Origin of the sequence: Nocardioides terrigena, from assembly GCF_003047265.1 — a bacterium.
GTDB lineage: Bacteria > Actinomycetota > Actinomycetes > Propionibacteriales > Nocardioidaceae > Nocardioides > Nocardioides terrigena.
The window spans coordinates 49,802-63,337 of the sequence record NZ_PZYY01000001.1 but is presented as its reverse complement, the minus strand read 5'-3'; the positions used below and the strand labels follow the sequence as shown (position 1 = coordinate 63,337).

Here is a 13,536-nt window from a genome sequence, read left to right as displayed (position 1 = left end):
GATGACCGAGCTGCTCTGGCGGGCCCCGGCCCGCCTCTCGTTGTCCGGCCCCGCCGGATGGACTCCGGCCCAGCGCGTGGAGGTGTACCACCGCGACGGCGACGCCCTCGTGCGAGTCGAGACGTGGCCCGTCGACCCGTCCGCGGACCTCGACACCCTGGCGGCGGCCCACGCCGGCGTACCGCAGGATGCCGAGGACCCCGAGGACGGCGGCATCCGTGTCGCGGACGTGCTCGGGTCGGTGGACGGGCGGCAGCGGGTGCTGACCTGGACGGACCCCGCCGGGGGCCGTCGTACCGCCACCCTGAGCTACGTCCTCGAAGGTGGTCGGATGGTAGCGGTGTCCGTGGTGGTGCCGACGTCCGACCCGGACAAGGCCGAGCAGGCCTCGGCGATCACGGCGTCCTTGTCTCGATCGTCACCACTGGACCTGCCGACCGAGGGGCTTCCGCTGCGGCCGTCGTCGATCGACCACGACACCCTGCGGGCCTCATGGCTCGCCGGTTCGGACCCCGACACCGGCCCCTGGCAGACGATCACCGTCGAGGAGTCCTTCGCCGCCGCGCGGCACTTCGGGGTGCCGATGCTGCCGGGGGCCGACACAGCGTCGTGGTCGGTGCTCGACCCCGCGCAGCGCGACCTGGCCGCCGCGGTGGCCTGGCGCAGCCTGCAGGCCCGGGGCGCCGAGGACGACCCCGTCCTGCGTGAGGCCCTGGAGCTGGCTGCCGGGCACGACGTCATCGTGGTGCTGTCCACCGGAGGTGACTCGCCGACCACCCGGTGGCTGGCCGCCCGGCCCGACCGGTCGGTCGAGGTCGCCCCCGGGGCACGTCCCGGCGTCATCCGACTCCGCAGCTTCGCCACGGCCGGCCTGGCCGACCTGGTGCTCGCCACCACGCCCGCAGGAGCCGAGGTCAACGCCTCCAGCGTCTACCGTGCCGACGGCCGGCTCCTGGGACGCGAGACCCGGTGGACGGCGGACACCGACGATGGCGACGTCGTACGACGCGGTCTCGCCGACCTACTACCTCCGGACCCCCTGACCGGACCGGACCGATGACGGTCATCTGGATCGACCCCGTCGAGCTGGCTGCCGAGGCGACGCTGCTCGGCGAGCTCGGCGCACGCGTCCAGGAGACCGTCACCGGCACCCGTACCGCGTGCACCTGCGCCGTCCCCCGGGCCCTCGAGCCCTGGCTCGAGGAGGAGCTGACTGCCATCGTCACCGAGGCCCTCATCGCGACCGTCGCCCTCTTCCTGGAGTCGATCGAGCTGCAGCTGCGGGCCGACAGCGTGACGGCCGAGCAGTCCCTGGTCGCCGCAACGCCGGACCTGACCGGCGTCGCTGGCGGGCTGGTGTTCGCCGGCACCACGATGGGCGGCTTCTCGTCCTTCGGCGAGGCTGCCGGCCCGTCAGCCGCCACCGTGGGCGGCTTCGGTTCCTACGGCACGCCGATCGACTCCCCGCTGGTCGGCGGCGTGGTGGGCGGCTTCGGCTCCTACGGCACTCCGATCGACTCCCCGCTGGTCGGCGGCGTGGTCCTCGGCGGCCCATCCTCCATGCAGTCCTTCAGCGAGACCCCGCTCGGCGGCAGCATGGCGATCGTCGGCGGCATGGTGATCGACACCCGGTCGACCAGCCCCCTCGGTGGGGTGTCCTTCCCCGGGTTGTCGTCGGACGCCTTCGCCGCGCAGAACGGCTCCTGGGGGACGGGGCAGGCCGGCATCATCCGCGCCCTCGAGCCGCGCGGACTCAACCACGTCGAGGGACGGACGTACGTCGACGGCTCCGGGCGCATCGGCACGATGGCGCAGCTCCACACCGACCCGAGGACCGGCGTCAGCGAGATCGTCTGACCACTGCCTCAGGGCCGCCTCAGGGCCCTGGAGCACCGTGATGTGAAAGGAGGAGACGACATGACCACGACCGCCATCTGGATCGATCCGGTGGAGCTGACCGCGACCTCGGGTGCACTCGCCGAGCAGGCGATGCGCATCCAGGAGACCGTCACCGGCACCCGGACGACCTGCACCTGCGAGGTGCCCCGCTCGCTCATCGCCTGGCTCGACGAGGAGCTCAACGCGATCACCGTGGAGGCCCTGACGGTCGCCGTCGGCTACCTCCAGGAGGCGCTCGACTGCCGCCAGCGGGCCGTCGAGCTCGAGGCCGAGCAGTCGCTGGCGCTCCAGGCCAGCGGCGACGCCTTCGCCGTCGACGGGTCCGGCTGGATGGCTGGCGTGATCGGTGGCGCCTCGATCGTGGGTGGGAGCACGATGACCATCGGCGGGCCCAGCGCCTTCGGGATCACCTCGGACCCCGGACCCACCACGATGACCATCGGAGGGCCGGGGTCCTACGAGACCTTCCTGGCCAACAACCCCCTGCTCGCCGCGGCCGAGAACCTCCGCAACACCAACCCCGGGGCCGCCAACCAGCTGCTGGGGCTCCAGGGATCCCTGTTCCAGAGCCAGTCCAACATGGCCGCCACGTGGCTCGCCCCGCAGGGACTGAGCTTCGTGAGCCCCGGTCTCTACGCCGACGACTTCGGCCGGACCGGCAGCCTCTCGCAGAGCTACCGCGACCGTCGTACCGGCGACCTGGTCTTCTGACGCCGGACGGGACGGACATGACGACATCGGACGGCGGGAGCTTCAGGCCGGGCGCCCAGCTGGCCGGGCGCCCCCTGCACTTCGTCTTCGTCCTGGACGGCTCGGGCTCCATGAACGCCGACGGCAAGATCCAGTCCCTCAACGAGTCGATCCGCGACGCGCTCCCGCACCTGCGCGACCTCGCCGACCAGAACCCGTTCGTGCGGATCCTGGTGCGGGCACTCGTCTTCGCCGACGGCGTGCGGTGGCACCTCGCAGATCCCACCCCCGTCCACGAGGTGTCGTGGCCGCCGGTCGTGGCGGGCGGCTACACGGACCTGGGGGCTGCGCTCGCCGAGGTCAGCGGGATCCTGCACGTCCCCCCGATGGACTCCCGGGCCTTCCCCCCGGTGGTGGTGGTGATCTCCGACGGTCGGCCGACCGACGACTTCGAGGCCGGGCTGGCGCGACTGATGGCCGAGCCGTGGGGGCGTCGAGCCGTCCGGCTGGCCATCGCGATCGGGTCCGACGCGGACCTGGACGTGCTGTCCGCCTTCATCGGCGACCCGTCCATCCCGCCGTTCGCCGCCCGCGACCCCGAGCAGCTGGCCTACCTCGTGCGCTTCGTGTCGACCGCTGCCTCCCAGCTCGCCTCCTCGCCCGCGGGGATGGCCGAGGAGCGGTCGTTCCCCACACCGCCGGACGTCCCCCAGCCAGCCGACGGCGAGCTGATGGTGTGGTGAGGCCCCCGTGACGGAGAGGATGCGCGTCGACCTCGAGGTGTCCCGCACGGACTCGGCTCCGCGGCTCATCACCCTGACGGCCCCGTACGACGTGACGACGGGCGCGGCGCTGGACGTGCTCGGCGCTCACCTCGGCCTCCGCGGCGCAGCGGGCGCCGTGCAGGCCCGGTCCCTCGTGAGCGACGCGTGGCTCGACCGCGGCGCTCGCCTCGGTGACGTCGGGCTGCTGCGTGGCGAGCGGCTCACCATCACCGTCGGGCTCACCCCGGGCTCCGCGGCCCGGCCCCTGCGCCGGTGGCCGGCGGGCCACGCGGGAGACCTCGAGGGCCGGGTCGCGATCAACCGTCCACCCCGCGCCGTACGCCGGGAGCCGACGGCGGTCGTGCCGGTCCCGACCCGTCGGCGGGTGCGAGCGGCCCGCCGCTTCCCGTGGGGGGCGATGCTGCTGCCCCTGGTCATCGGTCTGCTGCTCGTGCTGGTGACCCGGCGCTGGGAGATCGCCCTCTTCTCGCTCTTCACCCCCGTCATGGTTGCGTGGAACCACGTCGAGGAGCGCCGCGCCCGCCGGGACGAGCTCGGGGAGCATGGCCGCACCTACGCGGAGGAGTGCGCCGCCACGCTGGACCGGGTGGAGCGGACGACCGACGAGTGGGCGCAGTGGCTGCGGGAGACCCACCCCGCACCGGAGGAGGTCCTCGACATCTGTCGTCGCCTCACCCCGAGGCTCTGGGAACGCCAGCCCGGGGACCCCGACTTCCTGCACCTGCGGCTCGGCACGGGGATCCGGGAGGCGCCGGTCGACCTCCGGGAGACCTCCGAGGCGATCGTCCCCGACGCCGAGGGCAGGCCGGACTTCGCGGCCGCGGCCCGGGTCGCCGACGTGCCGGTGGTGGTCGACCTCCTGCGTGACGGGGTCGTGGCCGTCCTCGGCGGCGAGCGCGACCTCGACCGCACCCTGGCCTGGGTGGCCGCGCAGGTCGCCGCGCTGCACAGCCCGGCCGACGTCCTGGTGGCGGCCGCGCTGTCGGGGCAGGACACGGCCGACTGGTGCCGCTGGCTCCCGCACCTCGCCCACGGCTGGTTGCCCTGCCCTCCCCTGGCGACGGACCGCCGCGCCACCGACGCCCTCCTCGCCGCGCTCGCCGAGCTCGCCGGGCAGCGACGGGCCGAGGGACACGGGCGCGGGCACGCGGGCGGGACGACGCCCGCCGTGGTGGTGCTGGTCGACGACCGGGTGGGGCCCGACCCGGCCCTGCTCGCGGCCGTCGTCGACGCCCGGGACGTCGGGATCACCACCGTCTGGTTCGGCACGGACGCGCGGGCCGTCCCCACGGCCGCGCCGTCGCTGCACACCGTCGACGGCAGGCAGGCCGTCCTGGTGGACCACCGTGGCGGGACGCGGCTCGAGGTCACCCCGGACGCGGTGGCGGGCGCCGACATGATCGACCTCGCGGGGTGCCTGGCCCCACTCCGCGACGCGGCCGACTCCCGCCGGGCCCGCTCGATCCCGGACCGGGTCAGCCTTGAGGACCTGATCCCCGACGTCACGTCACCCGTCGCTGTACGCCGGCGCTGGGACGCCGCCCCTCTGACCCACCTGACCGCGCGGCTCGGGCTCTCCAACGACGGCCCCGTCGAGCTCGACCTCGGTCCCGAGGGCTCGCACGCGCTCGTCGGGGGCACCACCGGCTCGGGCAAGAGCGAGCTGCTCCAGACGCTCGTGGTCTCCATCGCGGCGGAGTACCCGCCGAGCCGGGTCGGCTTCCTGCTGGTCGACTACAAGGGTGGCGCGGCGTTCAAGGACGCGATGCATCTGCCGCACTGCGTCGGCGTGGTCACCGACCTCGACCAGCACCTCACCCGCCGCGTGATGCAGGCGCTGGACGCCGAGATCCGGCGCCGCGAGGAGCTGCTCGCGGCCGGGGACGCCCGCGACCTCACCGAGCTCAGGCACCGCTCGCCCGACGCCGCCCCGGGCGACCTGCTCATCGTGGTCGACGAGTTCGCCACCCTGGCCAAGGAGATCCCCGCGTTCGTGGAAGGGGTCGTCGACATCGCCGCGCGGGGTCGCTCGCTCGGACTGCGCCTGGTGCTCGCGACCCAGCGCCCCGCCGGCGTCATCAACGACCGGATCCGGGCCAACGTCGGTGTCCGGATCGCCCTGCGGGTCAACGACGAGGCCGACAGCCAGGACGTCATCGGGCAGCGCGACGCCGCGCACATCCCGCGTGAGCTCCCCGGTCGGGCCTACCTGCAGCTGCACCGCGACCTCGACGAGTTCCAGAGCGCCTACGTCGGTGGCCCGGCCCGGACCGCCTCCGACGCCGCGATCGAGGTGCGCGACCACGACGAGACCCACCCGCAGCCGGCTGCACGCACCGCCGGGGCCACGGTGCTCGAGGGTGTGGTCGCCGCCAGTCAGCAGGTGATGCGCCTGGGTCGCTGGGCCCCGCCCCACGTCCCCTGGCTCCCTGCGATGCCGGGCATGGTCACCAGTGCCGAGCTGGCCGCGCGGGTGCCGACGCTTCCCGAGGACTCCGTCGTCCTCGGCCTCGCGGACCTTCCCGATCAGCAGGCCCAACGGGTAGTAGCCCTCGACCTCGAGCACCACCAGAGCATGCTGGTCTTCGGCACGAGCAGGAGCGGCAAGACAACGGTCCTGCGGACGGTAGCCGCCGCCTTCATCGAGCGACTGGGCCCGGACCGCCTGCACGTCTATGGGCTCGACTTCGCCGGGCACGGCCTCCACCTCCTCGAGGCGGCTCCGCAGTGCGCCGGCGTGGTCGGCCCCGACGAGCCCGGGCGCGTGGCCCGCCTGGTCCGCCGGCTGACCACCACGATCGAGCAGCGCAAGCGGCTGATGGCCGCCCACGGCCTCACTGGGTTCGCCGACCTCGTCCGGACCTCGGAGGTCCCGGTCCCCCGGATCGTCGTGCTGCTCGACGGGTACGCCGGGGCGACCGCCGTGCTCGAGCGCGTCGACGGAGGGCGGCTCCTGGACCGACTGGAGCGCCTCATCCCCGACGGGCCCGCGGTCGGCGTCCACGTCATCCTGACCGCCGACCGGCGCGCCGCCGTGCCGACCTCCCTCACCAGCGTCGTGACCACCCGGCTGGTCCTGCGGATGGCCGAGCGCGACGACTACGCCCTCCTCGGCGTCGAGGCCGCATTGGCCCGTGACGCCACCCTCGCGCCGGGACGGGCATTCATCCAGGGCTCCACCGAGGTCCAGCTGGCCGTGGTGGCGGCCACCGACCCCGCGGCGGAGCACCGGGCCCTGGTCGACCTGATGGAGCGCGCGCGACTGCGCTGGCCCACGAGGGCCCCCGTGCTCGGTCGCATGCCCGAGCGGGTGGTCCTGACCGAGCTGCCGGTGCCGACCGACCCCTTCCGGTTGCCGCTCGGGATCGGCGAGGAGGACGTGCAGCCCGTCGCGCTCGACCTCAGCGACGGCCACGCACTGGTCACCGGACCGCCGCGGAGCGGCCGTTCGACGACGCTGGCGACGCTCGCGCACGCGGCGCGCCGGGTGGGCGACCCCCCTGCCCTGGTCCTGCTCCGGACCCGCCGGGTGCCCGTGGAGGACGGGATCCCCTGGGACGTCGGGCCCGTCGACGTGCACGCCGGCGGCCAGCGCGGGCGCGGGCTGGCGGACGTCTCCGACCTCCTCGACCGGGGACGGCGCGTGCTCCTGCTCTGTGACGACGTGGACGCCTGGGAAGATCCCGCGTCCGAGGACGTCGCCGAGCTGGTACGCCGCGAGCGCGAGCGCCCGCTGCGGGTGGTGGCCACGTCCGACAACCGCTCGGCCCAACGCGCCTACGCCGGGCTCGTCCCCGAGCTGCGCAAGGCCAAGCAGGGACTGCTGCTCTGCCCCGACGTCGAGCTCGACGGCGACGTCCTCGGCGTCCGGCTGCGCCCGCCTCTGGAGCCCCTGGGCGCCGCCGGCCGCGGATTCCTGGTGTCCCGCGCTGTAGCCGAACTAGTCCAGATAGCCCAAGTTGAGTAGGAACGGGCCCTTTTCATCCCGTCCGGACCAGCATCACACGAGGCTGACCCCGGTGCACCACATCAGCGACAGGTCGGGTGGGGTCAATGGATCACGAGAGCCAGGAAGCGGCAGCCGTACGCCGCCAGCTCGCACAGCTGGTCGCGACGCACGGCCCCGGGATCCTCGACGACAGCCGGCGCGTGCGCGCCATGCTCGCAGATTCCGTCTCCGGTGCCGGCGCCGAGACCAACCTGATCGGGCTGGCCCTCAGCTCCGGCGTGCCGGCCCGGCTGCGTGAGGCCGGGTCCGATGAGCCCCGGGTCGCGGCCGCCGTCGCGGAGACCGCGCGGGAGCTGGAGCGCACCAGCTCTGTGCAGTCCGCGGACGCCCGGTGGGCCGTCGCCGTGCTGGCCGAGGCCCTCGGGCTCCTCCGCCCGGGCCGGGGGCCCGCGGCGGTCCCTCCCCACACGGCGAACGGCGTGAGCGCCGGGCCCGGCGCCCCGGGTCGCGGCCTCGGCGACCTCGTCGTACGAGCCCTCGGGCGTGAGCACGTCGCACAGCCCGGCCGGCCGGTCACCATCGGACGTGACCCCGACTGCACCGTCGTGCTCGACAGCCCGGCCGTGTCGCGGCGGCACGCCCAGGTCCTGCACGGTCCGCAGGGCTGGACCTTCACCGACGCCGGGTCCACCCAGGGCAGCCACGTCCGCCAGCAACCGGTCCGCGAGCTCGTCCTCACCGGCGAGACCGAGGTCGTGCTCGGACAGGGCCCCGAGGCGGTGCGGCTGCTCCTGACCCCCTTCGGTGATGCCGTCACCCGCACCCCCGGGCGGCAACGGCCCGCCCCGGTCGCGACCGAGATCCCGCTCGCCGGGCAGCCGGGCGGCCCCCTGGCCGGGGGCCGGGCCCCTGCCACCGAGGTGGTCGGCGCCCCCTCCGGCGACACGCTGACGGTGACCATCGGGGCGACCACCCGGGTGCTGTCGCCCGGGGACTCGCTCACGATCGGTCGCGAGGACGACAACGACCTGGTGGGGACCCACCGCACCGTCTCGCGGCACCACGCGCGCATCGAGCACGGCGGCGGAGCGTGGCGGCTGCGTGACCTCGGCTCCACGTCCGGCACCTGGCTCGACGGACGACGTACGTCGGAGGTCGTCCTGTCCGGTCATCAGCAGGTCGTCCTCGGAGACCCCACCCAGGGTGAGCGGGTGGTGACCGTGGTCGGCCCCGTCGGCTCCGGCGCCCCCGCGACCCCGTCCTCGCGCGCCCGCCGGGTGCTCCTTCCCCTCGGGGCCGCCGCGCTCGCCCTCGCCGTGGTCGGTGGCAGCGCCCTGGCATGGCGGACGCTCGACGACCCCGCTCCCGAGCCCCCGCCCACAGTCACGACGACGTCGCGTGACGACGTCGCGCGCGCCACGGTCTTCCTGGTCGCGGACGGGCGCACCGGATCCGGTGTCGTCTTCGACCGCGAGCGCGGGCTGATCCTCACCAACGCCCACGTCGCGGCGCCGTCCGCCGTGGGTCTGGGGATCTTCCTGACCGAGTTCGCCGACGAGCAGCCCCCCAACCCGAAGCGGATCCGGGTCGACGTCTCGGACGGTCTCGACAAGTCCGCCGAGCCGCGCTTCTACGCCACGGTCGTGGCCGTCGACGGCTACCTCGACGTGGCCGTCCTCCAGATAGACCGCAAGCTCTCGGGGGCGCCCGCGGAGGCGGAGGACCTGGCCGACCTCACCGAGGTGTCGCTCGGCAGCTCGGCCGACGTGCGGACCTCGGACCCGATCTCCTTCTTCGGCTACCCGGACGTCGCCGAGTCCGTGGCCCCGACATTCACCTCGGGTGTCGTCGCCGGGCCGGTGCAGGACGACCGGCTCGACGAGTTCCGGGCCGTCATCAACACCACCGCCGCCATCTCGCCCGGCAACTCCGGGGGTCCCGCGGTCGACGAGTCGGGCACCGTGGTCGGGGTCGCGACCTGGGAGACGTTCGACCGCGGCGGTGAGGCCTTCTCCCGGATCCGGCCGATCGACCTGGCACGACCGGTGATCGACGCCGCCGTGGCCGGCGAGGCCTACACCTCGCCGTGGACGGTCCCCGGTCCCCCGTCGGCGAAGGACACGAAGCTGTTCTACAGCACCCCCGCCACGACCGGTGCCGTGACCGAGGGGTGCCGCTCCGCCCGTTCCGGGGCCTCCCCCACGGCAATCTCGGTCGACTACACCGGCTTCCCCGGCGGGGAGCACACCGACGTCGCCGCCGCGTTCTACAGCCAGGACGGCGCCGGCGGGTGGGAGATGGTGGCCGAGTCGGAGACGGTCTACCCGACCAAGCTGCCACGCGACGGGTGCATGACCCTCACCTTCGACACCGACCTGCCGCCCGGCAGCTACCTCTTCAAGCTCGGTGTCGGCGGCGACCTACGGATCCTCGTCAACGACGACACGTTCTCGATCGAATGACCGCCATCTCGCAGTGCCTCGCCACCGTCCACGTCGACCTGCTCGGTCCCGTCCAGGTGCGGGTCGATGACCAGGTGGTCGCGGCCGGGGGACCCAAGCTGCGAGCCATCGTCGCCATGCTCGCCCTGGCCGGGGGCCGGACCGTCAGCGTGGACGACCTGCTCGACGGCGTGTGGGGCGAGAACCTCCCGGCCACCGCCCGCAACACCCTGCAGTACCACGTCGCCGTGCTCCGCAAGACCCTCACCGCCCATGGGGCGGGAGGGCGCCTGACCACCCGCGACCCCGGCTACGCGCTCACCGTGGAGACGGACGCCACCCGCTTCGCGTCGCTGGCTGCGAGCGGGACCAGGGCCGCGGCCGCGGACGACCACGAGCAGGCCGCGGCGTCGTACGCCGCCGCGCTCGACGTGTGGCAGGGCAACGCGCTGGCCGACCTGCGCGAGTTCGAGTTCGCGGTGGCCCGGGCGGTGGCACTGGAAGGACAGCGCCTGACCTGCGCCGAGGCGTGGGCCGACGCCGAGCTGGCGTGCGGACGTGCCGACGCGATCGTGTCGGCCCTCCACGACCTGGTGACCGAGAACCCCACCCGCGAGCGATTGTGGGAGCAGCTGATGGTGGCGCTGTACCGGACCGGTCGCCAGGACGCCGCCCTCTCGGCCTACCGCTCCGCCCGCCAGGCGCTCGACCGCGAGCTCGGCGTCGAGCCGTCGGCGCGCCTCGTGGCTGTCCAGCAGGCGATCCTGTGCCATGACCCGCGACTGGCGCCGGTGCCGGCGCAAGAGCCGGGGGGACGCCCCGTGCGCGCCACGTCACTGGTGGCCTCCGGGGTCCCGGGATCCCCTCCGATGCTCACCGGCCACGGCGGGGTGAAGGTCGCCCTCACCGGTGCGCCGGTGGTGCTCGGCCGCCACGGCGACTGCGACCTCGTTCTCGCCGACGAGCAGGCCTCCCGCCGGCACGCGCAGGTCGAGGCCGGGGCCGACGGGTTCGTCCTGGTGGACCTGGGCTCGACCAACGGCACCTACCTCAACGGGACGGCCGTGAAGGCGCCGGTCGCCCTCACCGACGGCGACACCATCGTCGTGGGCCACACCGTGGTGCGCTTCTCCGCCGCCCGCGACCTCAGCTGAAGCGGATCGGCACGGACCTCTCGCCCACCGTCACGGTGAACGGGGTGACCCCGTCCCCCGCGGTCAGGCCGTAGCTGCCGCCGATCCGCAGGGTGCCGCGCCGCAGGTCGGCGGGCACCTCGAAGCCGATGCTCCTGCCCGGCCCCTGGTCGAGGTCCCGGGCAGGGTAGGACGTCCCGCCCTGCGCCACGAAGCGCACCTCGGCGAGCTCGAAGGCGCGGGGAGTCCCCGGCGGCGGACCTCCCGGCACGGAGTAGGGGATCGTGTAGGACGTCCGGACTGCGAGGAAGGCCCGGTCGACGCCGGACGGCCGCAACCCGCCGACGAAGAACTTCAGCTCGGCCCGCTCCACGACCACCTCCCGGGGCAGCGACGAGACGTTGCCCTCGTTGTAGGCCAACGGGATGGAGGTCTCCTCCATGACGGTGAACTCGCTGCCGACGCGCACCGCCCGTCCCTGGCGGGCAAGCACCTTGATGTTGCCCTTTCCCGGCGTCCCGTCGAGCAAGGACAGGGTCTGCGTGAAGCCGTCACCGCGCATCAGCAGGTCGACGTCCTCGACCCCGGCCGGCACCGCCACCACGAACGGACCGTCCCCCTGCGGCAGGCGCCGCAGGTCGCTGCCCACGGCGACCTTGAGGCCCAGGTCCGACCAAGGGGTGCAGGGCGGTACGCCGCACGCGGCGTCGTCGAGGCGGAAGGCGACGAGCCGTCCGCCGTCCGGCGGCGACCGGACGTCACCGCCGCGGCCGATCTCGTCCACCTCGTCCAGGCCGGCGAGGCGCACGCCGCCCGACCGTCCGGCCATGACGAACCGCCCCGCGGCCGGGGCGACGGTCACGCCGGTCGGGGCGGCGCCGATCTCGGTGCCCTCCGCCGCGGGTGCGGCGGACGCGGTGGCGGACGCACTGGCGGACGGGGTGCCGGACGACTCCTGCGCGGACGTGCTCGAGTCGGAAGAGTCCTTCGCTGGGTCCTGCCCTTTCATGGCCACCGCCGCGGCCACGCCACCGCCGACTAGCAGCAGCGCGGCCACCGACACCAGGACGAGGCGCCGCCTGCCGGGGGTCTCGTGGGCGGCGGGCCTCATCGGAGGCGCACCGCCGCCCGGTGGCGGCAGGATGGTGGGGGCACCCGGGCCGCCGGACCCTTGACTTGCTGTGGTGTCCTCGTCGGGCTCGGGGTCGGGCGTCGTACCCTCTCGCGCCACGGGGGGTGCGAGCGTGACGTCGGGGGCATGGCCCGGAGCTCTCACCGGGTCCTTCGTCGCGCGGCCGATCGGGGCGAGGACCGGGGCCGCCGGGGAGGGCGCGGGAGACGACGGTCCGTCGACGTGCCCCTCGGTTGGAGCCGGGGTGGGGTGGAGGGCCTGGTCGGAGGGCAGGGCCCGGTCGGGGTGCGGAGCAGTGGTCACCGGCAGGAGCTCGATCCAGGACTGCACGGCCCAGGCAGCGCGGCCGTCGGACATGCCCCACTCGCGCAGGCGCTCCTCCAGGTCGGGGCGGACGGACGCCAGTCCCGGGCGACCGGCGGCGCGGACGTCCTGGGGCACGCCCTCCTCGGCAGAGACGACGAGGGCGTCGATCGCCGGCTGGTGGTCGTCCGCACGGGCCCCGAGCAGGTCGCTCAGCGAGGCGCGCAGCCGCGGCGGGCTGGAGACGATCCGCCAGCCGTGGTCCTGCACGACCGCCGCGAGTGCGGCAATGACGACCGCGTCGCTCGGCTCCGGCATGAGGCTCTCCCTGGTCCTGGTGGTGGAGGCTCAGGATCGACAAGGACGATGAGGTCTCGCTGAGGTCGCCGCCGCGGCCGGGGGCGCGTCATCGGGGAGCATCGTCTCGCCCGACGCGAGTCGATGTTCCCCGGTCCCCGACGCCCCTCGGCGGGGACGCGTCCGTGTCACACTTCGCCGCATGGCTGACAAGGATCCTGAGGGCGACCGCCCCTCCCTGGAGCTCCCCTCCTTCGGCTTCGGCCGCAGGAAGCGGCGGGACCGCACGGAGGCGTCCGACCCCGAGGTGCCGGCGCTGCCCGACCCAGGGCCGCTGGACCGCCCCACCGAGGTGCTCCCTCCCGTCGTACCGGCGAAGCGCCGTCCCCGCCCGGTGGCTGCGACTGCCCCCTCGCGCGCAGCCAGCAGGGGGGTCGACACACCCGCCGACGTCCGCATCGACGAGCCCGAGATCGAGCCAGCGACGCGGGAGCGACGCGACCTCCACTTCCCCAGCCTGCCGGCGCTGCCGGCCGTGCTGGTCGTCGGCGCCGTGGTCGGCCTGGCGGCCGTCCTGCTGACCTGGGGCTCGCTGCGCCTGTGCGACGTCGCGACGGGCACCGCCTCGTGCGGCGGAGGCCCGGGCCTGCTCCTCCTGGTGGCGATCCTGATCGCGCTCACCTACCTCGGCGGCTGGCTGCTGCGCGGCTTCGGCATCAGCGACGCCGGGAGCACGAGCTTCCTCGCCGTGGGGCTGCTGGCCGTGGTGGCGATGCTGTTCCTCGTCGACTCCCTCGACAGTTGGACAGGCGCGGTCGCGGTGCCGGTCGTGACCGTGGTCGCGTACGCGCTGTCGTGGCGGGTCACCGCGAAACTGGTCGACGCGGGCGCCGACCAGCAGTAGCCG

Annotated in this window: 9 protein-coding genes; 8 read left to right on the top strand and 1 reads right to left on the bottom strand. The window is 74.3% G+C overall.

Features of this window, described 5'->3' with window-relative positions:
• Position 1: 1 nt before the first annotated feature.
• From DAE25_RS00275 to DAE25_RS00245, 7 genes are all read left to right on the top strand, one after another.
• Positions 2 to 1,060 carry a hypothetical protein gene (locus tag DAE25_RS00275; protein WP_107764287.1) on the top strand — a complete coding sequence of 353 codons (1,059 nt, stop codon included), beginning with the start codon at positions 2 to 4 and terminating at the stop codon, positions 1,058 to 1,060.
• Complete coding sequence (locus DAE25_RS00270) at positions 1,057 to 1,857, top strand: hypothetical protein (RefSeq protein ID WP_107764286.1); 801 nt, start codon at positions 1,057 to 1,059, stop codon at positions 1,855 to 1,857. The genes DAE25_RS00275 and DAE25_RS00270 overlap by 4 nt, the downstream gene beginning before the upstream one ends.
• Positions 1,858 to 1,917: 60 nt before the next feature.
• Positions 1,918 to 2,610, top strand: coding sequence for a hypothetical protein (locus DAE25_RS00265; protein WP_107764285.1), 693 nt, complete (start codon positions 1,918 to 1,920; stop codon positions 2,608 to 2,610).
• 17 nt (positions 2,611 to 2,627) lie between these two features.
• Positions 2,628 to 3,332, top strand: a complete 705-nt coding sequence (locus tag DAE25_RS00260; protein ID WP_107764284.1) for a vWA domain-containing protein — start codon at positions 2,628 to 2,630, stop codon at positions 3,330 to 3,332.
• A gap of 7 nt (positions 3,333 to 3,339) precedes the next feature.
• Positions 3,340 to 7,341 (top strand): FtsK/SpoIIIE domain-containing protein, encoded by a 4,002-nt coding sequence (locus tag DAE25_RS00255; protein WP_159083486.1) that lies wholly within the window; start codon positions 3,340 to 3,342, stop codon positions 7,339 to 7,341.
• An 86-nt stretch (positions 7,342 to 7,427) separates the two neighbouring features.
• Positions 7,428 to 9,785 carry an FHA domain-containing protein gene (locus DAE25_RS00250; protein ID WP_107764282.1) on the top strand — a complete coding sequence of 786 codons (2,358 nt, stop codon included), beginning with the start codon at positions 7,428 to 7,430 and terminating at the stop codon, positions 9,783 to 9,785.
• Positions 9,782 to 10,918 carry a BTAD domain-containing putative transcriptional regulator gene (locus DAE25_RS00245; protein WP_107764281.1) on the top strand — a complete coding sequence of 379 codons (1,137 nt, stop codon included), beginning with the start codon at positions 9,782 to 9,784 and terminating at the stop codon, positions 10,916 to 10,918. The genes DAE25_RS00250 and DAE25_RS00245 overlap by 4 nt, the downstream gene beginning before the upstream one ends.
• Here DAE25_RS00245 and DAE25_RS00240 read toward each other — a convergent pair.
• On the bottom strand, positions 10,911 to 12,650 hold the full coding sequence (locus DAE25_RS00240) for a hypothetical protein (protein ID WP_107764280.1): 1,740 nt from the start codon (positions 12,648 to 12,650) through the stop codon (positions 10,911 to 10,913). The two genes, DAE25_RS00245 and DAE25_RS00240, sit on opposite strands and share 8 nt — an antisense overlap.
• Before the next feature lie 181 nt (positions 12,651 to 12,831).
• Between DAE25_RS00240 and DAE25_RS00235 the strand changes: the two genes are divergently transcribed.
• A complete protein-coding gene (locus DAE25_RS00235) occupies positions 12,832 to 13,533 on the top strand; it encodes a hypothetical protein (RefSeq protein ID WP_107764279.1) in 702 nt (233 codons plus the stop codon).
• Positions 13,534 to 13,536 lie beyond the last annotated feature (3 nt).